Source organism: Pseudomonas sp. DTU12.3, assembly GCF_004124275.1.
GTDB classification, from domain to species: Bacteria; Pseudomonadota; Gammaproteobacteria; order Pseudomonadales; family Pseudomonadaceae; genus Aquipseudomonas; species Aquipseudomonas helmanticensis.
Genome location: NZ_CP027218.1, coordinates 805,108 through 831,969, shown reverse-complemented (window position 1 = coordinate 831,969; position 26,862 = coordinate 805,108). Strand labels below are relative to the sequence as shown.

The window sequence follows — 26,862 nt, the reverse complement described above, 5'->3', positions numbered from 1 at the left end:
GGCCTGAAACACAGAAGCCCGCAGACAAGCGGTTGTCTGCGGGCTTTTTGTTGCCTGCGGAAAAGATCGCAGCCTGCGGCAGCTCCTACAGGGATTTATTCGTGCAACACCCATGTAGGAGCTGCCGCAGGCTGCGATCTTTTGTCGTCTGTCCGGGCCTCTTCGCGAGCAAGCCCGCTCCCACAGGGTTCCAGGCTGCCAAGGTTTTTTAGGACACCCACGGCCACTGTGGGAGCGGGCTTGCCCGCGAAGAGGCCGGCACTGACGAAGAAAGATCTCCAGCCCCCCAGACACAACAAAGCCCGCACAAGGCGGGCTTTGTCTTGACTCGATCCAGACTTAGAAGCGGAACACTTCCATGTCCGTACGAATCGGCGAGGCCATCGGGATCTTCGGCTGCTTCTCGGCTTCCGCCGCCGGTGCTGCTGGCTTCGGTGCCGATTTACGCGGAGCCTCAGCCACCGGAGGCTGGTTGGCCAACGGTTTCAGCGCCACCGACAATTGCTCAGCCAGACGCTGCAACAGAATCCCCTGCGCCTGTACTTGCGACGCCGTGCTGCCGGCGTGCAACTCTTGCAAATGAACAATGCGGTTATCGCGCACCTGACCACGACGGTCGATCAAGCGCCACTGCGCATCGAGAATAGCCGGCTGCTTCTCACCAGAGTCCAGACGGGTGATGGTCAGCAAAACCTGCACATCCGGGGTAAATCCGCTGGTGGCCGGTGCCAGCACTACACGTTGGCTGTCGAGGTGACCAGCAACCTGACGCATCAACAACTGATCGATATCCGACGAAAGGCTCCCTGCCCAACGACCATCGGTCGCTGCTTGCAGGCTGCCGTCCGGTTGACGTTGCAGCAAAGTCTCACGTTGCAGGTAATCAGCCACGACTACCGGGCCCAACAAAACTGCCATGCCCGCGCTTTGCGCAGGCTGAACCGGACTTCCGCTGTCCAGTTGATACAGCGACACCGGCTGGTGAACACTGCAACCCGCCAGGCCAAGAACGCCGGCGAGCAACAAAATAAGTGGAAGGCGCAGCGCAGTCATCATCCCGTCCAGGTGGCCGCCACAAGGCTGACCACAGTGAAAATACTCAATAAATATGAAGAACGCTCGGCCACGCCGGCGCTTGGAAAGGCCATATCATCCGTGAATATGCGTTCCGACTCCAGCGCCAAAGCGTCGATCTACGCGTTAAATCGTAGATCGAACGCTCTAGGGCGCCTAATTGAGGTTTTCGACGAGCAGCGCATCTACCCGCTGGAAGCCCCGTGGGAGTTTATTCCCGCGACGTCCACGCTCACCTTTGTAGTGTTCGAGGTCGTCGGCTTTCAGCGACAAGGTACGTTTTCCGGCCTGCAGCACCAAGGTGGCGCCTTCCGGAATGACGGCGATGTCCGTGACATATTCTTCGCGACTGGCCACACGTTCACCGGGAATACCGATGATCTTGTTGCCTTTGCCCTTACCTAATTGTGGCAGATCGCTGATTTTGAAGATCAGCAGGCGACCTTCGGTCGTCACCGAGGCCAACCAGTTGTGCTCACGATCGGCCACTGCTCGCGGCGCGATCACCTTGGCGTTGTTCGGCAGGCTCAACAGGGCTTTACCGGCCTTGTTCTTGGCTTGCAGGTCTTCGCCTTTGACGACAAAACCGTAACCGGCGTCGGAAGCGATTACGTACAACGCTTCGTCTTCCGGCATCAGCACGCATTCGAACGTCGCGCCCGGTGGCGGTGTCAGACGACCGGTCAACGGTTCGCCCTGGCCACGCGCCGACGGCAGCGTATGCGCGGCAACCGAATAACTGCGGCCGGTGGAGTCAATCACCACGGCAGACTGGTTGGAGCGCCCCGCCGCCGAGGTCTTGAAGCCGTCGCCAGCCTTGTACGACAGGCCGGTGGCGTCGATTTCGTGGCCTTTGGCCGAACGGATCCAGCCCTTTTCCGACAGCACGACGGTGACTTTCTCGTTCGGCAGCAGATCGTGTTCGGTCAACGCTTTGGCTTCGCTGCGCTCGACGATTGGCGAGCGGCGGTCGTCGCCATAGGTTTCGGCGTCCTTGATCAGCTCGGTGCGCACCAGCTTCTTCAGCTTGGCTTCGCTGCCCAGCAAAGCTTGCAGCTTGGCTTGTTCCTTGAGCAGTTCGTCCTGCTCATCGCGCAGCTTCATCTCTTCCAGTCGCGCCAACTGACGCAAACGGGTGTCGAGGATGTAGTCGGCCTGGATTTCGCTGAGGGCGAAACGCTCGATCAGCTTGGCTTTCGGGTGTTCCTCGGTACGGATGATGTGGATCACTTCATCGAGGTTGAGGTAAGCGATCAACAAACCGTCCAACAGGTGCAGGCGACGTTCGACCTTGTCGAGACGGAATTGCAGGCGGCGACGCACGGTCTGCACGCGGAATTCCAGCCACTCGACCAGCAGCGCGCGCAAATTCTTCAGCTGCGGTTTGCCGTCCAGACCGATGATGTTGACGTTGACCCGGTAGGTCGACTCCAGCTCGGTGCTGGCGAACAGGTGCTGCATCAGCGCATCGTGATCAACGCGGCTGTTGACCGGAATGATGACGATGCGGCACGGGTTTTCGTGGTCGGATTCGTCACGCAGGTCAGCGATCTGCGGGGCTTTCGACGGTTTCGCCTGCATCAGCGCGGCGATCTGCTCCAGCACCTTGGCACCGGAGACCTGGTGCGGCAGCGCGGTGACGATGATGTCGCCGTCCTCGACGTGATACACGGCGCGCATGCGCACCGAGCCCTTGCCGGTTTCATACATTTTCAGCAGGTCGGCGCGCGGCGTGATGATTTCCGCTTCGGTCGGATAGTCCGGGCCCTGAATGTGTTCGCAGAGCTGTTCGACCGTGGCTTTCGGCTCATCAAGCAAACGCACGCAAGCGGTGGCGACTTCGCGCAGGTTGTGCGGCGGCACGTCGGTGGCCATGCCCACGGCGATGCCGGTGGTGCCGTTGAGCAGAATGTTCGGCAGACGCGCCGGCAGCACCAGCGGCTCCTGCAGGGTGCCGTCGAAGTTCGGGCCCCAGTCGGCAGTGCCTTGGCCAAGCTCGCTGAGCAGTACTTCGGAATAACGCGACAGACGCGCTTCGGTGTATCGCATGGCGGCGAAGGACTTCGGATCGTCCGGCGCACCCCAGTTGCCCTGGCCGTCGACCAGCGTGTAGCGATAGCTGAACGGCTGAGCCATCAACACCATCGCTTCGTAGCACGCCGAGTCACCGTGCGGGTGAAACTTACCGAGCACGTCACCGACCGTACGTGCCGATTTCTTGTGCTTGGAATCAGCGTCCAGCCCCAGCTCGCTCATCGCATAAATGATGCGACGCTGTACCGGTTTCAGACCGTCGCCGATATGCGGCAGTGCACGGTCCATGATCACGTACATGGAGTAGTTGAGGTAGGCACTTTCGGTGAAGTCAGCCAGCGACCGGCGTTCTACACCGTCCAGGCTGAGATCAAGGGGATTGCTCATGCAGGCCTCATCGGTTCGTTGTCTGGCGCAGCAACATGGTGCCACCGCGCTGAGTAAATTCAAGTTTGTTCAGGGCGCTCATGCCGAGCAGCACCTGATCGCCATGCAGCCCCGGCGCCACCAGTGCGCGAACATCCCGCAGCACAATGTCGCCCAGTTGCAGGCGGTCGATTTTGGTCCGATAGCCCTGGCTCAGGCCGTTGGCCGTGCTCAGGGTCACACCGAAACCTTCTTCCAGCTTCAAGCGTTTGGCCAGATCCGCCGGGATCGCCACATCAGTGGCGCCGGTGTCGAGCATGAACTCCACCGGCTCACCGTTGATCTGACCGCTGGCGACAAAATGCCCTTGAGCGTTGCCGGCCAGTTTCACTTCGATAAAACCTTCGCCCTGCTCCGAACTGACTACCACGTTCGGATTCTGCTGGCGCTGCTCCCACTGGCCGAAAAACCGCGTGGCCAGAAACAACGCCGCGCACCAGGCCAGAATCATCAGCACCCGCCCGGCGCGTTTGCCCGCAGGTTGCTGGCTCACGGTTTGGCGCTCCAACCGCCATCCGGCGCGGCGAAGCGCCAGATGATCGGGCGTTTTTCGCCGTCGGCGCGGACGCCTTCATTGTTGTCGATACCGATCCATGCGCCCTGCGCATCCACCACCAAGGCTTCTGCCAGACCGTAGGCCTGTGAGTATTGGCGCTGCGGTTGCAAGGCATCTTCAGCATACGACCAGCAATGTTCGACTTTAGCCGTGACTGCATCGCGGCGGCAGATCTGGAAGGCGTTGCGCTCCAGCGTGAACAGTTTGCCGCTGAACAGTGACAGGTCGGCGAAATCACGGGTCACGGCGCGCGCCTTGGGAAACTGCGACGGCTGCATTTCGACCCCGGCTTCGCTGAGCAGCACACAAGCACCGTCACAATCCCAGACCGTTTGCTGGCGCTTGATCTTCAGCAGGCCGCGACGCTCGCGCTCGGCCGCCAGCCATAACTGATCGCCCGCCGGGTTGATCGCCAAACCTTCGAACAGCGCATTGAAGTGCAGCAACATGCCACTGGCACGGGCTTCCTTCACCAGCATCGGCGAGATTTTCAGCCATGACGCCGGGCCTTGTGGCGGCACTTGCAAAACGGCCGCATGAGCTTCGCTGACAATGAAGCGATTGCCGGCGTTGTCGCAGGTGATGCCTTCGAAGTCCAGATCGCCACCGCGAACAAATGATGCCGCCCAGGTGCGCGAACTCAAGCCCCACGGCAAGCCGCTGTCGGGCACTGGCGGGACGTCGATGTGCACGGTTTCGGCCTGCCAGACCTGGTCGCGGGTGTCGAGACGGTAGATCTGATCGTCATCGCGATCCGACACCGTCCACAACTCGTTACCGCACAGCGCCAGGCCCGAAAGATTGCCGCCGCGCATGCCGTCGACCGGATGCTCGGCAAGCAGGCGCAACTCCTGTAACGGCTCGGCCGATACCGTCATCGCACTCAGCAGCAACGCACCCGCCAAGGCCCAGCCAAACTGCATCAGGTCAGCACCTCGGCGAGGTTGCCTTTGGATTCGAGCCAGGTCTTGCGGTCACCGGCGCGTTTCTTCGCCAGCAGCATGTCCATCATTTCCGCGGTTTCGGCAAAGTCTTCGCCCAGCGTCAATTGCACCAGACGCCGAGTGTTCGGGTCCATGGTGGTTTCACGCAGCTGCGGCGGGTTCATTTCGCCCAGACCTTTGAATCGGGTGACCTGCGGTTTGCCGCGTTTCTTCTCGGCGACCAGACGGTCGAGAATGCCGTCGCGCTCGGCTTCGTCGAGGGCGTAGTAGATCTCTTTGCCCAAGTCGATGCGGTACAGCGGCGGCATCGCCACGTAGACGTGACCGGCATCCACCAGCGGGCGGAAATGCTGGACGAACAGCGCGCACAGCAAGGTCGCAATGTGCAGACCGTCGGAGTCGGCGTCGGCGAGGATGCAGATCTTGCCGTAACGCAGCTGGCTCATGTCCGCCGCGCCCGGATCGACACCGATGGCCACGGCAATGTTGTGCACTTCCTGACTGGCGAGCACTTCGCTGCCATCGACTTCCCAGGTGTTGAGGATCTTGCCGCGCAACGGCAGGATCGCCTGGAATTCCTTGTCCCGCGCTTGCTTGGCGGAACCGCCGGCGGAATCACCTTCAACCAGGAACAGTTCGGAACGCATCGGATCTTGCCCGGCGCAATCAGCGAGTTTGCCCGGCAATGCCGGACCCGCGGTGACGCGTTTGCGCTCGACTTTCTTGCTCGCCTTGAGGCGACGGCCGGCGTTGTTGATCGCCAATTCGGCCAAGGCCAGACCGGTTTCCGGGTTGGCGTTGAGCCACAGACTGAAGGCATCCTTGACCACACCGGAAACGAACGCCGCCGCTTCACGCGATGACAGACGCTCTTTGGTCTGGCCGGAGAATTGCGGCTCCTGCATTTTCATCGACAGGACGAACGCAATGCGCTCCCAGACGTCTTCCGGCGCCAGCTTCACGCCGCGCGGCAGCAGGCTGCGGAACTCGCAGAACTCGCGCATCGCATCGAGCAAACCCTGACGCAAACCGTTGACGTGGGTACCGCCCTGCGCCGTCGGGATCAGGTTGACGTAGCTTTCCTGTACCGCGTCGCCACCTTCCGGCAGCCACAGCAGTGCCCAGTCGACCGCTTCTTTATTACCGGCGAAAGCGCCGCAAAACGGCTCGTTCGGCAGACGTTCGAATTCGCTGACGGCGTCGACCAGATACGAGCGCAGGCCGTCTTCGTAATGCCACTCGACTTTCTCGCCGGTGCCTTTGTCTTCGAAGCTGACCAGCAGCCCCGGGCACAGCACAGCCTTGGCCTTGAGTACGTGCTTGAGGCGGCTGATGGAGAATTTTGGTGAATCGAAGTATTTCGGATCCGGCGCGAAGTACACGCTGGTGCCGGTGTTGCGCTTGCCGACGGTGCCGACGATTTCCAGCTCGGAGGCTTTGTAGCCATCGGCGAAAGTCATCTGGTATTCGTTGCCGTCACGCTTCACACGTACGCGCACTTCGGTCGACAAGGCGTTGACCACGGAGATACCCACGCCGTGCAGACCGCCGGAGAACTGGTAGTTCTTGTTGGAAAACTTGCCGCCCGCATGCAGTTTGGTGAGGATCAGTTCGACGCCCGACACGCCCTCTTCCGGGTGGATGTCGACCGGCATGCCACGGCCGTCATCGCTGACTTCCAGCGAGTGGTCGGCGTGCAGGATGACCTGCACCGATTTGGCGTGACCGGCCAGGGCTTCGTCGACGCTGTTGTCGATAACTTCCTGGGCGAGGTGGTTCGGCCGACTGGTGTCGGTGTACATGCCGGGGCGTTTGCGCACCGGGTCGAGGCCCGAGAGGACTTCGATGGCGTCGGCGTTATAAGAGCTAGCGCTGGGAGTGGCCATAGGGTCTCGTCGTCAGTCATTCATGAAATAGGGGCAAGACTTCACAGTGCGGTGAAATCGATTGCCTGATACAAATCGGCGCCAATGCCGGCAAAACTCAGCAACGCCGGCAATTGCCCGGCGAAACCCTGAAAACTGTGGTCGCCGCCGGCCTGAATGCGCAAGGCACAGGCGCGGTAATACTGCTGGGCGAGGCGATAATCCAGTGTTTCATCGCCGGTCTGCAACCAGACCTGATAGCGCTGGGCATCCTGAGGCGCCGGCACTTCCAGTTCGGCCAGGGCCGTGACGTGGTCGTGGGTCAATTCCCAGGTTTCATCGGTATACAGGTTTTTCTGCGTGCCCAGATAGCCGTCGAACATCCGGTGCGGGCTGACCGCCGGGTTGACCAGCAGGGCTTTCAGGCCATGGCGTTCGGCAAGGTGAGTCGCATAGTAGCCGCCGAGTGAACTTCCCACCAGCAATGGGCTGCCCAGCTCGGCGATTGCCTGCTCCAGCTGACCGATGGCTTCGCGCGGATGGTGATGCAGCGCCGGCACCCGCAATTGCTCGCTCAAACCCAGCCGCTCCATCACCGCGACCAGCTGACAGGCCTTTTTCGAGGCCGGGGCGCTGTTGAAACCGTGGATATAGAGGATCGAACCGGACATTTGAGCTCCCTGAGTGTCGGCCAAAGATAGCGGAGTTTACAGGGAGTCAGGGCAGGATGGGCCATCCAAATGATGCCCGCCTGCATCCTGTAGGAGCTGCCGAAGGCTGCGATCTTTTGATTCTGTTTTCAAGATCAAAAGATCGCAGCCTCCGGCAGCTCCTACAGGGATTATCAATAACCGTTGGAGCCGTAGTCGATGGTGAAGGTGAACCCGGTAACTCGCTCCACTCCGGTTTCCAGCCGCCCATCCGGCAACAACCTTAACCACCGATACCCCGGTGCCTGCTCGCCGACCTTGAAGCCCTCACTGCCCGGCTCGAACTGAATGCAGGTCGAAGGCGAAGCCATCAGGCGCACGCCATTGCGCTCGCGATCAATCTCTTGATGCACATGCCCCCACAGCACCGCGCGAACCTGTGGAAAACGATCCAGCACCTCGAAAAACGCTTCAGGATTGCGCAGGCCGATCGGCTCCATCCATGCGCAACCGATCGACACCGGATGGTGGTGGAAGCACACCAGATGATGACGTTCCGGCGCTTCGCTCAGTGAGCGCGCCAGCAGTTGCAGTTGATCATCCTGCAAATACCCCGGCACCGAACCCGGCACCGCCGAATCCAGCAGCGTCACCCGCCAGTTGCCGATATCGACTACCGACTCCAGCAGCGCGCTCTGCACGGCGGCCTCGGCCATGATCATCGGTTCGTCGTGATTGCCGGGAATCCACCGCGCCGGGGCGTCAATCTGCGCGCTCATCTGGCGAAACTGCTGATACGACTCCAGCGTGCCGTCCTGGGAAATATCCCCGGTAGCCAGAATCAGATCGATCTGCGGTTGTTGCCCCAGCACCAGTTCGATGACCTTTTGCAGGCTCTCGCGGGTATTCATGCCCAGCAGCGTACCGTCCGCTTCAGCGAACAGATGGCTGTCGGACAACTGCACCAGCAGCGCCGCATCGGCGGTGGTCAACGTGGATACGCTCGGCAAGGCGTTCTCCCAAGGCAAAAGCACGGAATCGATCGAGTGCCGCAATTATGCTGGGGGATCAGTCAAAGAGGAAACTGCCGAACCGGACACAGTTCACAACTAGCGTACGACTTCGTACTCATGCCCCAACGCCAGGCAATGACTCAGCCATTCCCCCAGGAACAGATTGAGCTGGGCCTTTTCATCTGGCTGATGCATGGCCGCGTTCGGATAAGGATAGATGCCGCGAAAGCGTCGTGCATGTTCGGCGCTGACCACTTCGGCCATGCGTGCGTCGTGATAGACCTGCACTTCCAGTTGCGGCACCGGCAGCCACGGCAGACTGTGCTCTTGACGCACTTGCAACGTGGTGGTGTACGGACAGGTTTGCAGCACTTCGAGGGCCAGCACGCCGAGCATCTGCTCGCCCTGGGTCACGGCGATGCGCCGCGCCTCCGGCTCGTTGCGCATGTCCGGCACCAGTCGCATCAGACGCGCGTAGTTGGCCTCGCAGGCGGCTTGCAGCCCCGCGAGGTCGACTCGATAGCGATCGCGCAACTTGTTTACGACCATAACCCCCTCACTTCGGCGCGGTTCAGCGCCAGCCATTGCAAGGCGATGATGCTCGCCGCGTTGGCAATGCGTCCGTCACGGACGGCCTGCAAGGCATCTTCAAAAGCCCAGACCGTGACGCGGATATCTTCTGCCTCTTCTTCCAGACCATGCAGACCGCCAACGCCCTCGGTGCTGCAACGCCCCAGATACAAATGCACGAACTCGTTGCTGCCACCCGGCGACGGGAAGTATTTGGTCATCGGCCACAGGGCCTTGATGTCCAGTCCAGCTTCCTCCTGCGCCTCGCGGTGAGCAACTTCTTCCGGTTGTTCATCCTTGTCGATCAGACCAGCGACCAGTTCGACCAGCCACGGGTTGTCGGTCTTGCCCATGGCGCCAACGCGAAACTGCTCGATCAGCACCACTTCGTCGCGCTGCGGATCGTAGGGCAGCATGCACACGGCATCGTGACGGACAAACACTTCACGGTTGATCTCGCGGCTCATGCCTCCGGCGAACAATTCATGGCGCAGGTGCAAACGGTCGAGCTTGTAAAAGCCCTCGTAGCAGCGTTCGCGCCGTACGACGTCGACGGTGGTCGGAATAGCATTGGCAAAATCAGTCATGAGCATCCTCTTTACTGCACATCCATTACGAGGTTGCCGTGTGAGACTGGCAACCTCGACTTCGCGCCATCCTAACGCGCCCGAACGGTTTGATGCAGCCCCTTTACCGTCAGCGGGATGGACGGTGGCGGCGAAACGCACTCTAATTAGCTTAGTGGCGAACTGACTGCTTCGTTGAGAGTCGAAGCGGTAACTTTTTGCCTTCCCTTGCTTTCGAAAGGACGCCCATGTCGCTTTTCAAAATTGCCTCCGTGGCCGCCATTGCCCTGACTCTGGGCGCGTGCGCAAGCCTGTTCCAACCCAACTACCGCACGCCGCTGGAAACTACCCGCGATGCGTCGGAACAACTGAAACCGGGCTGTTCCAACCCGGATTGCCCGCTGGTCAACATCGACACCCTGCGCTTCCCGGCAGAACCTGCGCTGGACGGCATCATCGAAAAACGTCTGCTGCAAATGACCCGCACCGAGAAAAACGCCCCGATAGCGCCGACCCTGGCGGCTTATCGCGATCAGTTTCTGGCCAGCGCCGGCCCGCGCAACAGCAGCTACCTGCAAGCGAAAGTACGCGAGCAGCATGACGGCTTGGTGATCATCGAGTTGTCGAGCTACCTCGACACCGGTGGCGCGCATGGCACCCCGGGGCGCGGTTTCATCAACTATTCGCGCCAGCAGCACAAGGTGCTGAACCTGTCCGACATGCTGATGCCGGGTCAGGAAGAGGCGTTCTGGAAGGCGGCGCAGGTCGCGCACAACAGCTGGTTGATCAGCACCAAGCTCGATCAGGAAGCGGAGTTCGTGAAGAACTGGCCGTTCGTGAAAACCCCGAACGTGGCGCTGACCTATGGCGGCGTGGTTCTCAAGTACGACGTGACCACCATTGCGCCTTACGCGCTGGGCCACGTCGAACTGAAGATTCCTTATCCGCGTCTGAACGGCATTCTCAAGCCCGAGCTGTTTCCTGGCCGTAACTGAAGGCCCGGCCGAGCACTAGCTGCAACAGCCCTGCCAGCACCAGCGCCGGCAGGGTTGCGCCAACATCCGGATACAGATTCGCCAGCAAATGGTAGGTGCTGACGCCACCCAGCCACGCCAACAACGCCGGCCAGCGCAATGCGGCTGAAGCGACCTGAGCGCTGCGCTTGCGCAGGATGAAGTGATCCACCAGCACCACGCCAAACAGCGGCGCAAACACCGAACCAATCAACAACAGGAAATTCTGGTACTGCGCCAACGGCGCCAGCAGGGCGATCAGCGTGCAGATCACGCCGATGGCCAAGGCCAGATGCTCGACTTTCAGGCGCAACAGAATCCCGCTGGAGACCGCTGCCGAGTGAATGTCGGCGAAGGCGTTTTCCGACTCATCGAGCAAAATCAGCAACAGCGGAATGCCCAGCCCGGCACCGGCCAATGCCAGCAACAGTGCGTTGACTTCACCGCTCGGCGCGAACGCCAAGGTGTAGGCGACGCCAAGGCTCATCAACCAGAAATTACCGATGAAGAAACCGATGGCCGTGCCACCGAAGACATTCTTCGCACGCTTGCCGAAACGCGAGTAGTCGGCGATCAGCGGCAGCCACGACAGCGGCATCGCGATGGCAATGTCGAAGCCCACGGCGAAGGGCATCGAACCGTCACCGGCGCGCGACCAGAGATCCGCCAGATCGGCTTTGGCAAACAGGTTCCAGGTCAGCCACAGGCACGCGGCGAGCAGCAGCCAGATGCCCCATTTGCGCAGGATCTGCCGGACGAAAGTCAGCGGCCCGCTGACCGCGAGCAAGGTCGCCAGCGCGCCGAAAAACAGCGTCCACAACACCGGGTTCGACCACAGCGAACCTTCGCTGAACGCGCGGGTGCCGAGCAGGCTGGCCGCATCGCGCATGACGATGATTTCGAACGAGCCCCAACCGATCAGTTGCAGCAAGTTGAGCAACGCCGGCAGGCTCGCGCCTTTGCTGCCGAGACTGAGTTTCAGCGCGGCCATCGACGACAAGCCGGTGTCGCTGCCGATCACGCCGACAGCGGCCAACAACAGCACGCCGACCAGCGTGCCAAGGAAAATCGCCAGCAGCGAACCGGACAGGCCCAGGCCTGGCGCGAGCAATGCGCCGGTCTGCAAGACCATCAGGCCGATGCCGAGGGAGAACCACAGGGAAAACAGATCGCGACCGCCGAATACACGCTTGTCGGCGGGCACGGCGAGGTCGGGGGAATAAGTGCTGGGTTGAATGCTCAAGGGTGTTATCTCAGAGGGACATTTTTGTTGTGTTGATCGCATTCGCGAGCAGGCTCGCTCCCACACTTGAATGCATTCCAAAGTGGGAGCGAGCCTGCTCGCGAAGGGGCCCTTGCAGGCCCACCCTTTCAGGTCAGATCAAACCTTCTTGTACAGCTGACTGCCTTCCTTCTTGAACCGCTCGGCCTGTTCCGCCAGGCCTTGGGCGATATCTACGTCGACCGCTTCGATCCGCTGGTTGGCCGCGTATTCGCGAACTTCCTGCGTGATCTTCATCGAGCAGAATTTCGGCCCGCACATCGAACAGAAGTGCGCGACCTTCGCCGAATCCTTCGGCAGGGTTTCATCGTGATACGAACGCGCAGTGTCCGGATCAAGTCCCAGGTTGAACTGGTCTTCCCAGCGGAATTCAAAGCGCGCCTTGCTCAAGGCGTTGTCGCGAATCTGCGCACCCGGATGCCCCTTGGCCAAGTCCGCCGCATGCGCGGCGATCTTGTAGGTGATGATCCCGGTCTTCACGTCATCCTTGTTCGGCAGGCCCAAGTGCTCCTTCGGCGTCACGTAGCAAAGCATCGCGCAACCGAACCAGCCGATCATCGCCGCACCGATACCGGAGGTGATGTGGTCGTAACCCGGTGCGATGTCAGTGGTCAGCGGGCCGAGGGTGTAGAACGGAGCCTCGTCGCAGCACTCCAGCTGCTTGTCCATGTTCTCTTTGATCAACTGCATCGGCACGTGGCCCGGGCCTTCGATCATCGTTTGCACGTCGTGCTTCCAGGCGATCTTGGTCAGCTCGCCGAGGGTTTCCAGCTCACCGAACTGGGCAGCGTCGTTGGCGTCGGCAATCGACCCCGGACGCAAGCCATCACCCAGCGAGAAGCTGACGTCATAGGCTTTCATGATTTCGCAGATTTCTTCGAAATGCGTGTAGGCGAAGTTTTCCTTGTGATGCGCCAGGCACCACTTGGCCATGATCGAACCGCCACGCGAAACGATACCGGTCACGCGTTTGGCGGTCAGCGGCACGTAGCGCAGCAACACACCGGCGTGAATGGTGAAGTAATCGACGCCCTGTTCGGCCTGCTCGATCAATGTGTCGCGGAACAGCTCCCACGTCAGGTCTTCGGCCGCGCCGCCGACTTTTTCCAGCGCCTGATAGATCGGCACCGTGCCGATCGGCACTGGCGAGTTACGGATAATCCACTCGCGGGTTTCGTGAATGTGCTTGCCAGTGGACAAGTCCATGATGTTGTCCGCGCCCCAGCGAATGCCCCAGGTCAGTTTCGCCACTTCTTCTTCGATGGACGAACCCAGCGCGCTGTTGCCGATGTTGCCGTTGATCTTCACCAGGAAGTTACGGCCGATGATCATCGGTTCCAGTTCGGTGTGGTTGATGTTGGCCGGAATGATTGCGCGGCCACGGGCGATCTCTTCGCGGACAAATTCAGGGGTGATGATTTTCGGCACGCTGGCGCCGAAGCTGTGACCCGGGTGTTGCTGATCCAGCAAGCCGGCGGCGCGGGCCACTTCTAGCTTCATGTTTTCGCGGATGGCAACGAATTCCATCTCGGGCGTGATGATGCCCTGACGCGCGTAGTGCATCTGCGTGACATTGCCACCGGCCTTGGCGCGGCGCGGATTGTTGACGTGGGCAAAGCGCAGTTTGGTCAGTTCCGGGTCGGCGAGGCGCTCGCGACCGAAGTTGGAACTCAGGCCCGTCAGACGCTCGGTGTCGCCACGGTCGTCGATCCACGCCGAACGCACATCGGCCAGGCCTTTGCGCACATCGATAATCACGTTCGGATCGGTGTACGGGCCGGAGGTGTCGTAGACAGTGACCGGCGCGTTGATTTCGCCGCCGAAGTCGGTCGGGGTCACGTCGAGGGTGATTTCGCGCATCGGCACGCGGATGTCCGGGCGCGAGCCCTGAACGTAGACTTTTTGCGAACGGGTGAACGGCTTGACCGATTGCTCGTCGACCTTGGCCGAGTCACTCAGGTTGATCGCGTTTTTTGATTTTGTAGTAGTCATCACGGGCTCTCCAGACAGCATCCAGGCAGTGGATTGTCGGAGCAGAACCTGAAAGGCACGGACGCACCAGGACTGGTGCTGTGCATCGTCGTCGAGCGTTCGATTGTCGAACAATTTCCCGGACGAAGCACAAGAGGACTCGCCGGGTGACGAGAAATCTTGTTCCCTACGCAGGCGCTAACCTGATCAGGTTCAACGGGATCCGAAATTATTCGATCTCAGCCTCATAGCAAGGCACCCCGACAAGAACCCGGCCAGTCTAGACACAACTGGCAAAGAACGCCAACACCGCAGCAATCACCATGATGAATGGCGCAAATACAGGGGCTTGGCCGATTGTTGTCATGCAAATGCGCAACTACACTCGCCTTGCCCCGTCACGCCTTGACGCTATGGGGCCTGCGCCTTACCTTTGGCGCCCGGATTACTTCCATAATATTAATGCTAGGGATCGCCTCATGCTGCGCAAACTTTCACTGGCTGTTGCCGTGTCTTGTGCGTCCAACGCAATGGCCTGGGCAGCAGAAGCGCCCTTGTCGACCAAAACCGATCTGGTCAGCGTCTATCAGGAAGCGGTCGACAACAACGCCGATCTGGCCGCCGCCCGCGCCCAGTACGGCGCCCAGAAAGAAGTGGTGCCACAGGCCCGCGCCGGTTTGCTGCCGAACCTGTCCGGTGGCGCCGAAACCGCCAACGTGCGCACCTCGATCGATCAGCCTTCGGCCGTCGCCAATCGCAGCGCTCACTCGTATCAGGCGACCCTCGCCCAACCGTTGTTCCGCGCCGATCGCTGGTTCCAGTACCAGGCCGCCAAGGACGTCAACGAGCAGGCCGCGCTGCAACTGTCAGCGACCGAGCAGAACCTGATCCTGCAATCGGCGGAAGATTACTTCAACGTGCTGCGCAGCCAGGACAACCTCGCCTCGACCAAGGCTGAAGAAGCCGCCTTCAAGCGCCAGCTCGACCAGTCCAACGAGCGTTTCGATGTCGGCCTGTCGGACAAGACCGACGTCCTGCAATCGCAAGCCAGTTACGACACTGCGCGGGCCAACCGCATCGTTGCGCAGCGTCAGGTCGATGATGCGTTCGAAGCGCTGATCACCCTGACCAACCGTCAGTACAACTCGATTCAGGGCATCGTCCACTCGCTGCCGATCCTGCCGCCGGCGCCAAATGACGCCAAGGCCTGGGTCGACACCGCAGCGAAACAGAACCTCAATCTGCTGGCCAGCAACTTCGCCGTCAGCTCGGCTGAAGAGACCTTGAAACAGCGTAAGGCCGGCCACTTGCCGACTCTCGACGCTGTGGCCAAATACGAAAAAGGTGACAACGACGCCCTCGGTTTCGGCAACCCAAGCGTGTTCGGCGCGCCGTACCACGGCAACGTCGAGCAGACCACAGTGGGCCTGCAATTGAGCGTACCGATTTACAGCGGCGGCCTGACCAGTTCGCAAGTGCGCCAGTCGTATGCGCAACTGGATCAGAGCGAGCAGCAACGTGAATCGCTGCGTCGGCAGATCGTCGAGAACACCCGCAACCTGCACCGTGCGGTGAACACCGACGTCGAGCAGGTGCAGGCGCGCAAGCAATCGATCATTTCCAACCAGAGCGCGGTGGAAGCCACCGAAATCGGTTATCAGGTGGGTACCCGCAACATCGTTGACGTGCTCGATGCGCAGCGTCAGCTGTACACCTCGGTGCGCAACTACAACAACACGCGGTATGACTACATTCTCGACAACCTGCGCTTGAAGCAGGCGGCGGGGACGTTGAATCCGGGGGATCTGGAAGATCTGCGGCGTTATCTGAAAGCCGACTACAACCCGGACAAGGATTTCCTCCCGCCGGATCTGGCCAAGGCGGCCGAAGCGCAGCTCAAGGCGCGCCCGTAAACAATCTGGAATGAATCCCCTGTGGCGAGGGGATTTATCCTCGTTCGGCTGCGCAGCAGTCGCAATACCGGTGAACAGGGTTTTCCTGAATCACCGCGGTGAATGGTTTTGGGGCTGCTTCGCAACCCAACGGGGATAAATCCCCTCGCCACAGTCATATTCCAAGCGACTATTTGATCAGTCGGCCCAAGCCATCCAGCAAGCGCTGCAATGCACCTTGATTGCGGCACATCACTGCCAGCCCGGCGTCGGCCATGCGCTGCGCATCACGCGGCAATTCGAACAAGCGCTGCACTTCCACTGCCAACCCTTCGGCATCATCGACCTCGGCCAACGCCCCGGCTTCGCGCAATTGCGCGGCGATGTCGAGGAAGTTGAACAGGTGCGGGCCACTGAGCACCGGTTTCGCCAAGGCTGCCGGTTCCAGCAGATTGTGCCCGCCGTTCGCCACCAGACTGCCGCCGACAAACGCGCTGTCCGCCAGGGCATAGAGAAACAGCAACTCGCCCATGGTGTCGCCGAGCAGCACTGACGTCTGCGCATCGACATCGGCCGCGGTCGAACGCCGCACCGTGGCAAAACCTTCGCGCTGGCACAGTTCGAACACCGAATTGAAACGCTCAGGATGACGCGGCACCAGAATCAGCAACGCATCCGGGTGATTGGCCAGCAAGCGACGGTGGGCGTCGAGCACCACTTCGTCCTCGCCTTCGTGGGTACTGGCGGCGATCCACACCGGACGCTCCAGTGCCTGCCATTGGCTGCGCAGGTCGGCGGCGCGTTGCAGCAGTTGCGGGTCGATGGTCAGGTCGAACTTGATCGAACCAGTGACTTCGACCGTCTGCGCGCGAGCGCCGAGATCGCGGAAGCGCTGGGCTTCGGTTTCGGTCTGCACGGCAAACAGGCTCATCTCGGCGAGCATCGGTGCGGTCAGCTTGTTGAAGCGACCATAACCTTTAGCCGAGCGCTCGGACAAACGCCCGTTGGCCAGCGCCACCGGAATCCCGCGCTTGGCGCACTGATGAATGTGGTTGGGCCACAGCTCGGTTTCCATGATCACCGCGAGTTTCGGCTGCACGCGGTCAAGAAACCGCGCCGCCGCACACGGCAAGTCATACGGCAGATAGCAATGCTGGATGCGCGGCTCGTTGGCGAACAGCGCCTGAATCCGCTCCGATCCGGTCGGCGTCATGCAGGTCACGGTGATCGGCAACTGTGGATAACGCTGCAGCAGAGCGCGGATCATCGGCGCAGCGGCGATACTTTCGCCCACCGACACCGCGTGCACCCAGATGCCGCCGGGTTGCAGCGTCGGCATGCCGTAGGAGAAACGCTCGCCTATGCGCTTGGCGTACGCCGGCGCCTTGCGCGCCCGCAGCCACAGCCGAATCGCCACCAATGGCAGCCCCAGGTAAAACAGCGCGGTGTACAGAGTTCTATTCATGGCGGCGGAGTTTATCGACTTTTCTCGCCGATCGCGCGCAAGTGCACGGCAAAACGCTCCGCCAGCCAACGTGCCGCCGGGCCTAAAGGCTCATCGCGGCGCCAGACCAGTTCGACCACCAGCGCCGGCGGCGTCCATTCGCTGTCGAGTTCGACCATCAAACCCTGATACGCCGAATACTGCACCACATGCCGCGGCAACCAGGCCCAACCCAGATCGCGCACCAGCCATTCGGCCATCACGTAGAAACTGTCGGCGCGCCACACTTGTGGGCTGGCCGGCTCGTTGCCGGGGTAAACGCTGGTTTGCGTCGACATCAACAGTTGCCGGTGTTGCGCCAATTGCTGGCAGGTGACATAGGACTGCGTCGCCAACGGATGATTGATGCCGCAGACCGTGACCATTTCCACGCTGCCGAGCACTCGGCGCTCTAGCGCTTCGGGGATTTCGTCGTGGTAGAACAGCAAACCCAGGTCGGCACGCCGTTCGACCAGTTTGCGCGCGACCTCGCCTTGGGCAGCGCTGGTCAGCTGTAATTCGAGGCTGGGAAACTGCTCGGCCAGTGCACCGAAACTTTCCACCAGCGCCTGATAAGGCATCGCTTCGTCCTGGGCCACCCGCAGTTGCGCTTCCTGGCCGCGCAGCATCGCCATCGCCCGACCATTCAGGCGTTCGCATTGACGCAAGACTTCCCGCGCCTCTTCGAGCAGCGCGTCGCCCGCTTCAGTGAGCGTTGGCTGACGACCGCTGCTACGCTCGAACAGGCTGACACCCAGATCATCTTCCAGCATCGCAACCGCGCTACTGATCGCCGACTGGGCCTTGCGTTGCTGGCGTGCCACCGCCGAAAACGAGCGTTGCTCGGCGACATCGACAAACACCCGTAGCTGATCGAGATTCCATTGCATGCTGACGTACCAACCCATCTTCGAAACAGATAGGTAATGACTTTACCCCATCTGGGGAATCTCTAGAATGCCGCCTCAGCAAGCAACGTTTCACATGAGGATTTGAACCATGAACGCCTACGCCTACCTGGCCATTGCCATCTGCGCCGAAGTCATCGCCACCGTCTCGATGAAAGCAGTCAAAGGCTTCAGCACGCCGCTGCCGCTGGTGCTGGTCATCGTCGGCTACGCGATTGCGTTCTGGATGTTGACCCTGGTGGTACGCACCGTACCGGTCGGTGTGGCCTACGCGGTGTGGGCCGGGATGGGCATCGTGATGGTCAGCGTCGCGGCGCTGTTCATTTACGGGCAAAAACTGGATATTCCGGCGATGCTGGGGATGGCCTTGATTGTGCTGGGCGTCGTGGTGATCCAGTTGTTCTCGAAAACCGCGGGGCACTGAGGAAAAAGATCGCAGCCTGCGGCAGCTCCTACAGGGGATCGCATTCTCTGTGTAGGAGCTGCCGCAGGCTGCGATCTTTTTTCACATCTGAAGCCGAACTCCGAGTCTGTATACTGCGCCCTCGTCTTGAACACTGAGGTCGTTGCATGCCATCCGTTATTTCCACCGACGTTCTGATTGTCGGCGCTGGTGTCGCCGGCCTCTGGTTGAACGCGCGTCTGCGCCGTCAGGGTTTTTCGACCGTGCTGGTGGAAAGCGCCAGCCTCGGCGGTGGGCAGAGCGTTAAATCCCAAGGCATCATTCACGGCGGCGCCAAATACGCGCTGCACGGCGCGCTGACGGGTGCCTCGGAAGCCATTGCCGACATGCCGCGCCGTTGGCGTGAAGCGCTGGCCGGCAATGGCGAGCTGGATCTGACCGGCGTGCGCCTGTTGTCCGAAGCTCATTACCTGTGGTCGCCCGGCACCCTCGCCGGCAACCTCACCAGTTTCTTCGCCAGCAAAGCCGTGCGCGGCCGCGTCGATCAGGTCAAGGGCGAGCAACTGCCACCAGCCCTGCAGGACAAGCGCTTCAAGGGCAAGGTCTACCGCCTCGCCGAGCTGGTGGTCGATGTGCCGAGCCTGATTCAGCGCCTGGCCGATCTGGCCGGTGATGGCCTGCTCGCCGGGCAAACCATCGAGCCGCTGCTGGAAGCAGGTGTGCTGGTCGGTTTGAAAGTCGACGGCCGCGAGATCCGCGCCCAGCGCATCGTCCTCAGCGCTGGCGCCGGCACCGCGCAATTGCTTGAAGACCTCGGTCTGACGCAACCGGCCATGCAACGCCGGCCGCTGCACATGATCATCGCCAAAGGCCCGGGCCTGAAACCGCTGTACGCGCATTGCCTGGGCGGCGGCACCAAACCGCGCATCACCGTGACCACGCATCCGGCGGCTGATGGCCAGTGGGTCTGGTACATGGGCGGCGACATTGCTGAAAGCGAAGGCGTGCACCGCGAGCCGGCCGAACAGATCGCCACCGCGCAAAAGGAAATCGCCCAGTTGCTGCCATGGATCGACCTCAGCACCACGCAATGGGCGACCTTGCGCGTTGACCGTGCCGAACCGCTGCAAACCGGGCTGACACGCCCCGACAACGCCTTCCTTGCCGAACAGGGTCGCCTGCTGGTGGGCTGGCCAACCAAGCTGGCATTGGCGCCGGACTTTGCCGACCGGGTGATCGCCTCGCTGGAGCGCGACGCTATTCAGCCGCAAGCCAGCGAACCATTGCCAGCCCTGCCGAAACCACCGATGGGTGTTCCAGCCTGGGAGCAACTGCTGCCATGAGCATCGCCAACCTGCATGATCTGCATCGCCCACTGGGCAGCACCGGCCTGATGGTTTCGCCTCTGGGCCTGGGCACGGTCAAACTCGGCCGCGACCAAGGGGTGAAATACCCCAACGGTTTCCAGATTCCTGGCGACGATGAGGCGCGCATGCTTCTGCGCCAGGCGCGCGAACTGGGCATCAACCTGATCGACACCGCCCCGGCCTATGGCCGCAGCGAAGAACGCCTCGGCCCGCTGTTGCGTGGCCAGCGACAGGACTGGGTGATCGTCAGCAAGGTTGGCGAAGAGTTTGCCGATGGCTTGTCGCACCATGACTTCAGCGCGACACACACGCGAATGTCGGTCGAGCGCAGCCTGCAACGTCTTGAAACCGATTTTGTCGACCTGGTGCTGGTGCATTCCGACGGCAACGACATGGCGATCCTCGAGCACGAAGAAGTTTACGCGACACTCGCGGCACTCAAGGCCGAGGGCAAGATTCTTGGTTTCGGTTTCTCCGGCAAAACCGTCGAAGGTGGCTTGAAAGCATTGGAGCAAGGCGACTGCGCAATGATCACCTACAATCTGAACGAACAAAACGATAAGGCTGTCATTGACTATGCTGCTGCCCACGGCAAAGCCATTCTGGTGAAAAAAGCCTTGGCCAGTGGTCATGTCTGCCTGAGCCCCGGCGTCGATCCGGTGCGTGCCAGTTTCGAATTGCTGTTCGCGCAGCCTGGTGTGGCCAGTGCTATTGTCGGCACGATCAATCCGCTGCACCTCGCCCACAACGTAGCGACCGTTGCCCAGGTCCTTCGTGGTCACTGACGCCGCTTCGCGGCCTTAAGCAGGAGCCGATATGCCGCGCACGCTCATCAGAAAGAACCCGAGCAACTTCAAGACCCTGCCGCTGTTCGTCGAAGCCACGCCCGAAGGCCTGACCTATCAGAGCGTCGGCATGCCGCTGAATTTCGCCCAGACCTTGCAGCGACGCAAACCGGTGAGCGTCGCCGATGCCGAGCGTTTCTCGCTGGAACTGGCCAACCTTGGGGTGTCGGTGCGCCTGACCTTGCATTGGCAGAATCGCGATTTCTGGGTACTGGTGCGCCAGCGTCGGCAGGATCGCGGCGATGTGGTGCTCAAGCTCATTTCCGGTTACGTGCCAGCCCACGAGCTGAATATTCCGCTGCACACCGCCATTCAGGAGATTGCTGAAGAGTGCCTGCTGGAAACCCCGGAAGGCTGGCTCGGCGGGCGTTTCAATGACACTTGGCTGCCGGCGCCTTATGCGACGGCGCTGCATTATCGCGAAGCCCTGCCCTTTCGCCTGACGCCACTCTCCGGCTCGGCGCGGCCGGTGCGCTGCGCCAACCTGCAATTGCAGGAACGACCACGGGCCTATGTGCATTTGCCCACCGCCTCGCTGCAATTGATCTACGACCTGCGACTGGAAGTGCCCAAGGAAGCCAAGTCCCTGAGCCTGTTTCATGTCGATGAGCGACTGGAAGGCGATCAACTGGTGGCGCGGCTGGATCGCAAACGTCCGGATCTATACTTGATGCCGCTGCAGGATGGCGAGCCGCTGGCCGAACTCTACACCCTGAAAAAAGGCCAGCTGTACCCGGCGGGCACCCGTGGACTGTATCTGGCTGAGAGTTTTGCCAAACAGGATGGCTGGCTGGTGCGTGAAGAGCGGATTCGCTGGAAGGACTGGTTGCGTCAGCAGGGTTTGACGCCGCCGGAGAAGGCTACTGGCCTGGCGCGGTTGCGCGGCAGGGCCAAACAGTTGCTGAAGAAGATCGTGCCGCGCAAGAAAGTGAATTCCTGAAAGCAAAAGATCGCAGCCTGCGGCAGCTTCTACAGGGAAATATTGTAGGAGCTGCCGCAGGCTGCGATCTTTTGACTTTATTGACCGCGGATTTTTTCGACGATCGCCGTGGTCGAGCTGTTTTCCACCAGCCCCAGCACTTTCACCGTGCCGCCGTAAGCGGCGACGATATCGGCGCCGACCACCTGGTCGATGCCGTAATCCCCACCTTTGACCAGCACGTCCGGCTTGACCTCGCGCAGGAGGTTTTCCGGGGTGCCTTCAGGGAAGCTGATCACCCAGTCCACCGCACCGAGTCCGGCAAGCACCGCCATGCGCCGGTCGACACTGTTGATCGGACGACCCGGCCCTTTCAGACGGCTGACGGAAGCGTCATCGTTGACTGCCACGATCAGACGGTCGCCTTGCGCACGCGCCTGTTCCAGATAGGTGACATGGCCGGCATGGAGGATATCGAAGCAGCCATTGGTGAAGACGATTCGCTCGTTGTGCGCGCGAGCATCGTCAACCGCCAACAGCAGTTGTTCCAGACCCAGCACGCCGCGCTCGGAACCTTCTTCGCGCTGAATCGCGCGACGCAGTTCCGGCGCGCTGATCGCAGCTGTACCCAGCTTGCCGACAACGATGCCCGCCGCCAGGTTGGCCAGGGCTACCGCGTGCGGCAGTTCTTCACCGGCCGCAATCGCTGCCGCCAATGTAGAAATCACCGTGTCGCCGGCACCGGTCACGTCGAACACTTCGCGGGCGCGGGCCGGCAAGTGCAACGCCGGATGATCCGGGCGCAACAGGGTCATGCCGTGCTCGCCACGGGTCACCAGCAAGGCACCGAGTTCGAGGTCGTGCATCAGGGTCGCGCCCTTGCTCACCAACTCGTGCTCGTCGGCGCAACCGCCAACGATGGTTTCGAACTCGCTGAGGTTCGGCGTGATCAGGCTGGCGCCACGATAGATCGAGAAGTCCTTGCCCTTGGGATCGGCCAGCACCGGAATGCCCTTGGCGCGAGCAGCCTGGATCAAGGCCTGATGGTTTTTCAGCGCGCCTTTGCCGTAGTCCGACAGCACCAGCACCTTGATGCCTTCGAGCAGGTCATCGACCTGCGAGGCCAAGGCCAGGGCATCGGTGGCGAACGGTTCTTCAAAGTCGATACGCAGCAATTGCTGGTGCCGGCTCATGACCCGCAATTTGACGATGGTCGGCTGATGCGCGATGCGCTGGAACAGCGCACGCACGCCCGCGCCCTTGAGACTGTTGCTCAGGCTGTCGGCGGCTTCGTCATCACCGGTCACACCGACCAGCGACGCCGGCGCACCCAGCGCGGCAATGTTCAAGGCAACGTTGGCAGCGCCGCCCGGGCGGTCTTCGATTTGCTCGACTTTTACGACCGGAACCGGCGCCTCAGGGGAAATCCGTGAGGTACCACCATGCCAGTAACGGTCGAGCATGACATCGCCGACCACCAAGACAGGGGCTTGATCGAATCGCGGCATGGACAACTTCATGGAGCAACCCACATACAAAATGAACAGGGGCGCGATATTAACACAGGGTTGGCGAAGGCTTGTGCGCGGGCTGCAACAGGATGAAACAGCTGGCTTTTTTGCTCATTTTTTGAGCAGCAACGCTGCCAACTGCTGACAGGCTTCAGGCAGTTCAAGGGCCTCGGTGTCGATTCGGCATTCCGCACTCAGCGGAGCCTCATAAGGACTGTCGACGCCGGTGAAGTTGTTGATCCGGCCCTCGCGAACCGCTTGATACAACCCTTTCGGATCGCGCCGCGCACAGACCTGCAACGAGGTACTGACGTGCACCTCGATAAAATCCTCCGGTGCAAAAAGTCGGCGTGCGGCGTCGCGCTCGGCGCGAAACGGCGAGATGGCCGCGACGATCACGATCAACCCGGCATCGACCATCAGCCGCGCCACTTCCGCCATACGCCGAATGTTCTCGCGGCGACAGCTATCGCCCATGCCCAGATCGCGACACAGGCCACTGCGCACATTGTCGCCATCGAGTAAAAACGTGTGCAGGCCATACTGATGCAGATACAGCTCCAGCGCATTGGCCAGTGTCGACTTGCCTGCGCCGGAAAACCCGGTCAGCCACAGGCAACGCGGACGCTGCCCCTTGATCATGGCGCGGGCCTGATGCGACAACGCCAAGCCATAAGGGCGAATGGCCGGCGCTGGCGCCGGCAGCGACAGGGATTCATTCATAACCGAGCAACTCATAATCGCGCTGATAAGTCCGTTTCACCAAGCGCCGGGTGCGCGCGGTGCAAAACTCGCGTGCAGGCATTGGCTGACGTTGCCGAGAGCTGTTGACGTGGGGCAACTGACTGGCCAATCCCAACTGCTCGCAGACCAACTGAAAGTCGCGCTGCAGATGTTCTTGATAGCCGATGAAATCCAGCGCCAGATGGCCTAGCGAGTCAGTGAGAAAATCGGTTTGCGCAGCGAAGTGCAATTGCCGAGAGATGTTGTCTGGATGTAGCCAGCGCAAAACAAAATCGTCGAAATCCCGATACTGCCTGACCAGTTGCTGCGCCGCCTGATCGCGGCCACTCAGTTCATTACCGCGCAGAAACGCGAAGGCCGAGTACGCGCGCTCCAGCGGATCCCGCACGAAAGCGAACTTCCAGGCCGTGGCGAATTGTTGGGGAAACTGTTCCTGATACCAGTACAAGGGCAGATGCCCCGGACGCCAGCCGTCGAACATCGCCTCGCAGACACTGCTGCCAGCGCACTTGGGCACATGAATGAACAGACACCCGTGCTGCTGGAAAGCCTTTGGAAACACCACACAGGCCGACAACGACTTGTTCACGACCTGCCGGTCAACCACCGACAAGCGCCCAAGCAGAAAGGCTCGCTGCGGCTTGGGCAGCAGTTTCCACAGATAGCGTTGCAACATGAGAGTACCCGCGCGACGGGGATAGCCCCTTCGATAGATGTAAGAGTTCGTTGAGGAACCTTAACAAGCGCGGTGCCCGGTTTTATGCCGGTTTGGTCAAGAAGGGTAAAGGTCTGGATACAAACAACGGCCCACAACTGCAATGCACTTTCCCTGTAGGAGCTGCCGAAGGCTGCGATCTTTTCACCCTGCGTCTAGAAAAACAGATCAAAAGATCGCAGCCTGCGGCAGCTCCTACAGGGCCGCGCGGGCAGTCTCAGGCGATGTCTTCAGCCGGGGCATCGAGGCCCATGGCGTTGAGGCGTGCGTAGTAGCCGTTCTGCGCCAGCAATTGATCATGCGTGCCGCGCTCGACGATACGGCCCTGATCCATGACCAGGATCAGATCGGCTTTCTCGATGGTCGACAGACGGTGGGCAATCACCAGCGTGGTACGGCCCTTCATCACTTGATCCAGAGCGGCCTGAATGTGCCGCTCGGATTCGGTGTCGAGTGCCGAAGTGGCCTCGTCGAGAATCAGCAGCGGAGCGTTCTTCAGCAAGGCGCGGGCAATCGCCAGGCGCTGACGCTGGCCGCCGGAAAGCAGCACACCGTTTTCGCCGACCTGCGTATCGAGGCCTTCGGGCAATTGCGCGATGAAGTCCATCGCGTAGGCGTCACGCGCGGCTTTTTCGATGTCTTCACGCGGCGCGCCAGCCAGATCGCCATACGCGATGTTGTTGGCCACGGTGTCGCTGAACAGGGTCACGTGCTGAGTCACCTGTGCGATATGACGACGCAGGTTCAGCAACTTGTAGTTTTCGACTTCGACACCGTCGATGAGGATTTCACCCTTGTCGTGGTGATAGAAACGCGGAATCAGATTGGCCAGCGTCGACTTGCCGCTGCCGGAACGGCCGACCAGCGCGACCATCTGCCCCGGCTCGACGCTAAAGCTAATGTTGTCGAGCACCTGGCGCTCGGTGTCCGGGTAGGTGAAGCTCAGGTTGCGCACATCCAGACGACCGGTCACCGAGTCACGCGTGACTGTACCGGTATCGACTTCAGGCGCGACGTCCAGCTGTTCGAAGATGCTTTCGGCACCGGCCACGCCCTTCTGGATCGTCGAGCTGACTTCGGACAATTGGCGAATCGGTTTCGGCAGCAGGCCGGCCAAGGTGATGTAGGCAACCATGTCACCGGCCGAGGCGTCACCGCGCAGGTACAGGACGAGGAACATCAGCACGGCCATGGCGCTGTAAATCACTAGCTGCAGCATCGGCGTATAGATAGCGCCGGTGCGGGTCATGCGCAGCTGTTTGTCGGTGTTGCTCTGGCTGGCCTTGAGGAAGCGCTTCTCTTCGTAGACTTCGCCGCCGAAGCTGCGCACCACGCGATAGCCCTGGATGGTTTCCGAGGCCACGTGCGTGACGTCGCCCATGGCCAGCTGGATCTTCTTGCTCTGCTTGCGGAATTTCTTGCTCGCGGTACGCACCATCACGGCGATCAACGGCAGGATCGCGACCATCACCAGCGTCAGCTTCCAGTTCATGAACAGCAGGGAGGCGAAGAGGAAGATCACCGTCATGCCTTCACGGATTACGACCTTGATCGCATCGGTTGCCGCCCCCGTGACCATGGTCACGTTGAAGGTGATACGCGAAATCAGATGACCGGAGTTATGCTTGTCGAAGTAGCGGTTCGGCAGCACCAGCAGGTTGTTGAACAACTGCACCCGCAGGTCGTGCACCAGACCGAGGGAAACCTTGGCCAGAAAGTAGTTGCCCAGATAAGATCCCAGACCCTGCCACGCGGCAATCAGGATGATCAGCAGCGGAACAGCCTGCAACAGTTGCAGATCGCGCAGGTATGGGACGCTTGGAAACAGCACCGCCTCAGGGTTGGACAGGCCGTCGACGAAGTACTTGAGTATGTAGCCAAGCATCGGCTGGGTCGAAGCGAAAATCAGGAAACCGACGATGCTGATCAGGAACAGACTGATGTACGGCCGAACATAGCCGAGCAGGCGGAAGTAGATTTTCAAGCTCGAAGGGCTTGCGGCGGTACTGGAGTCAGTCATATCACGCGAAAGTCGATAAAAAGGACGCTGACTTTAGCACAGCTTCTTCAGGGTTCTGGCAAACGGCGAAAGGCTGTTATTGTTAGGCACG

23 protein-coding genes and 1 riboswitch are annotated in these 26,862 nt (G+C 60.8%); of the genes, 6 read left to right on the top strand and 17 right to left on the bottom strand.

Annotated elements, in window-relative coordinates:
- Positions 1–339 precede the first annotated feature (339 nt).
- The 9 genes from C2E19_RS03695 to C2E19_RS03655 all read right to left on the bottom strand — a co-directional run bounded on the left by C2E19_RS03695 (position 340) and on the right by C2E19_RS03655 (position 9,719).
- Complete coding sequence (locus C2E19_RS03695; protein WP_129388243.1) at positions 340–1,053, bottom strand: membrane integrity-associated transporter subunit PqiC; 714 nt, start codon at positions 1,051–1,053, stop codon at positions 340–342.
- Between the two features lie 177 nt (positions 1,054–1,230).
- On the bottom strand, positions 1,231–3,495 hold the full coding sequence (gene parC / locus C2E19_RS03690; protein WP_129388240.1) for a DNA topoisomerase IV subunit A: 2,265 nt from the start codon (positions 3,493–3,495) through the stop codon (positions 1,231–1,233).
- A gap of 7 nt (positions 3,496–3,502) precedes the next feature.
- Positions 3,503–4,027 carry a TIGR02281 family clan AA aspartic protease gene (locus C2E19_RS03685; RefSeq protein WP_129388237.1) on the bottom strand — a complete coding sequence of 175 codons (525 nt, stop codon included), beginning with the start codon at positions 4,025–4,027 and terminating at the stop codon, positions 3,503–3,505.
- Positions 4,024–5,013 (bottom strand): esterase-like activity of phytase family protein, encoded by a 990-nt coding sequence (locus C2E19_RS03680; protein ID WP_129388233.1) that lies wholly within the window; start codon positions 5,011–5,013, stop codon positions 4,024–4,026. The genes C2E19_RS03685 and C2E19_RS03680 overlap by 4 nt, the downstream gene beginning before the upstream one ends.
- Positions 5,013–6,920: a DNA topoisomerase IV subunit B gene (gene parE, locus C2E19_RS03675; protein ID WP_129388230.1), complete on the bottom strand. Its 1,908-nt coding sequence runs from the start codon at positions 6,918–6,920 to the stop codon at positions 5,013–5,015. The genes C2E19_RS03680 and parE overlap by 1 nt, the downstream gene beginning before the upstream one ends.
- A gap of 41 nt (positions 6,921–6,961) precedes the next feature.
- Positions 6,962–7,570: a YqiA/YcfP family alpha/beta fold hydrolase gene (locus C2E19_RS03670; protein WP_129388227.1), complete on the bottom strand. Its 609-nt coding sequence runs from the start codon at positions 7,568–7,570 to the stop codon at positions 6,962–6,964.
- A 173-nt stretch (positions 7,571–7,743) separates the two neighbouring features.
- The gene (cpdA, locus tag C2E19_RS03665; RefSeq protein ID WP_129388224.1) at positions 7,744–8,559 is read right to left on the bottom strand and encodes a 3',5'-cyclic-AMP phosphodiesterase; all 816 of its coding nucleotides are present in this window, start codon (positions 8,557–8,559) and stop codon (positions 7,744–7,746) included.
- A gap of 99 nt (positions 8,560–8,658) precedes the next feature.
- Entirely contained in the window at positions 8,659–9,111 is a 453-nt protein-coding gene (locus C2E19_RS03660; protein ID WP_064117171.1) for a DUF1249 domain-containing protein, read from the bottom strand.
- Positions 9,102–9,719 carry an NUDIX domain-containing protein gene (locus tag C2E19_RS03655; RefSeq protein WP_093430152.1) on the bottom strand — a complete coding sequence of 206 codons (618 nt, stop codon included), beginning with the start codon at positions 9,717–9,719 and terminating at the stop codon, positions 9,102–9,104. The genes C2E19_RS03660 and C2E19_RS03655 overlap by 10 nt, the downstream gene beginning before the upstream one ends.
- Before the next feature lie 227 nt (positions 9,720–9,946).
- Here C2E19_RS03655 and C2E19_RS03650 point away from each other — a divergent pair, with 227 nt between their 5' ends.
- Entirely contained in the window at positions 9,947–10,693 is a 747-nt protein-coding gene (locus tag C2E19_RS03650) for an RsiV family protein (protein WP_129388221.1), read from the top strand.
- On the opposite strand, the gene cytX is transcribed toward C2E19_RS03650, so the two are convergent.
- Together cytX and thiC are read right to left on the bottom strand one after the other, a co-directional pair.
- On the bottom strand, positions 10,662–11,954 hold the full coding sequence (gene cytX / locus C2E19_RS03645) for a putative hydroxymethylpyrimidine transporter CytX (RefSeq protein ID WP_129388218.1): 1,293 nt from the start codon (positions 11,952–11,954) through the stop codon (positions 10,662–10,664). The genes C2E19_RS03650 and cytX overlap by 32 nt on opposite strands.
- 138 nt (positions 11,955–12,092) lie before the next feature.
- Positions 12,093–13,985, bottom strand: a complete 1,893-nt coding sequence (gene thiC, locus C2E19_RS03640; protein ID WP_129388215.1) for a phosphomethylpyrimidine synthase ThiC — start codon at positions 13,983–13,985, stop codon at positions 12,093–12,095.
- Between the two features lie 146 nt (positions 13,986–14,131).
- Positions 14,132–14,237: riboswitch (TPP riboswitch) on the bottom strand.
- Positions 14,238–14,443: 206 nt separating this feature from the next.
- On the opposite strand from thiC, the gene C2E19_RS03635 reads away from it, so the two are divergent.
- Positions 14,444–15,877 (top strand): TolC family outer membrane protein, encoded by a 1,434-nt coding sequence (locus C2E19_RS03635; protein WP_129388213.1) that lies wholly within the window; start codon positions 14,444–14,446, stop codon positions 15,875–15,877.
- A gap of 169 nt (positions 15,878–16,046) precedes the next feature.
- Here the strand turns inward: C2E19_RS03635 and waaA are convergent, their stop codons facing one another.
- Together waaA and C2E19_RS03620 are read right to left on the bottom strand one after the other, a co-directional pair.
- Positions 16,047–17,321 carry a lipid IV(A) 3-deoxy-D-manno-octulosonic acid transferase gene (gene waaA, locus C2E19_RS03625; RefSeq protein WP_129388210.1) on the bottom strand — a complete coding sequence of 425 codons (1,275 nt, stop codon included), beginning with the start codon at positions 17,319–17,321 and terminating at the stop codon, positions 16,047–16,049.
- Positions 17,322–17,332: 11 nt separating this feature from the next.
- Complete coding sequence (locus tag C2E19_RS03620) at positions 17,333–18,229, bottom strand: LysR family transcriptional regulator (protein WP_129388207.1); 897 nt, start codon at positions 18,227–18,229, stop codon at positions 17,333–17,335.
- A gap of 109 nt (positions 18,230–18,338) precedes the next feature.
- On the opposite strand from C2E19_RS03620, the gene C2E19_RS03615 reads away from it, so the two are divergent.
- The 4 genes from C2E19_RS03615 to C2E19_RS03600 all read left to right on the top strand — a co-directional run bounded on the left by C2E19_RS03615 (position 18,339) and on the right by C2E19_RS03600 (position 21,802).
- Positions 18,339–18,671, top strand: coding sequence for a multidrug efflux SMR transporter (locus tag C2E19_RS03615; RefSeq protein WP_016985677.1), 333 nt, complete (start codon positions 18,339–18,341; stop codon positions 18,669–18,671).
- Between the two features lie 146 nt (positions 18,672–18,817).
- Positions 18,818–19,993 carry an FAD-binding oxidoreductase gene (locus tag C2E19_RS03610; protein WP_129388204.1) on the top strand — a complete coding sequence of 392 codons (1,176 nt, stop codon included), beginning with the start codon at positions 18,818–18,820 and terminating at the stop codon, positions 19,991–19,993.
- Positions 19,990–20,802 (top strand): aldo/keto reductase, encoded by an 813-nt coding sequence (locus C2E19_RS03605; protein WP_129388201.1) that lies wholly within the window; start codon positions 19,990–19,992, stop codon positions 20,800–20,802. Before C2E19_RS03610 ends, C2E19_RS03605 begins: the two co-directional genes overlap by 4 nt.
- Before the next feature lie 31 nt (positions 20,803–20,833).
- Positions 20,834–21,802 carry a metal ABC transporter ATPase gene (locus C2E19_RS03600; RefSeq protein ID WP_129388198.1) on the top strand — a complete coding sequence of 323 codons (969 nt, stop codon included), beginning with the start codon at positions 20,834–20,836 and terminating at the stop codon, positions 21,800–21,802.
- A 77-nt stretch (positions 21,803–21,879) separates the two neighbouring features.
- Here C2E19_RS03600 and hldE read toward each other — a convergent pair whose 3' ends face one another.
- The 4 genes from hldE to msbA all read right to left on the bottom strand — a co-directional run bounded on the left by hldE (position 21,880) and on the right by msbA (position 26,771).
- Positions 21,880–23,301, bottom strand: a complete 1,422-nt coding sequence (hldE, locus tag C2E19_RS03595) for a bifunctional D-glycero-beta-D-manno-heptose-7-phosphate kinase/D-glycero-beta-D-manno-heptose 1-phosphate adenylyltransferase HldE (protein WP_129388195.1) — start codon at positions 23,299–23,301, stop codon at positions 21,880–21,882.
- 102 nt (positions 23,302–23,403) lie between these two features.
- The gene (cysC, locus tag C2E19_RS03590) at positions 23,404–24,015 is read right to left on the bottom strand and encodes an adenylyl-sulfate kinase (RefSeq protein ID WP_129388192.1); all 612 of its coding nucleotides are present in this window, start codon (positions 24,013–24,015) and stop codon (positions 23,404–23,406) included.
- Complete coding sequence (locus tag C2E19_RS03585; RefSeq protein WP_129388189.1) at positions 24,008–24,712, bottom strand: sulfotransferase family 2 domain-containing protein; 705 nt, start codon at positions 24,710–24,712, stop codon at positions 24,008–24,010. The genes cysC and C2E19_RS03585 overlap by 8 nt, the downstream gene beginning before the upstream one ends.
- A 256-nt stretch (positions 24,713–24,968) precedes the next feature.
- Positions 24,969–26,771, bottom strand: a complete 1,803-nt coding sequence (gene msbA / locus C2E19_RS03575; RefSeq protein WP_129388186.1) for a lipid A export permease/ATP-binding protein MsbA — start codon at positions 26,769–26,771, stop codon at positions 24,969–24,971.
- Positions 26,772–26,862: the final 91 nt, after the last annotated feature.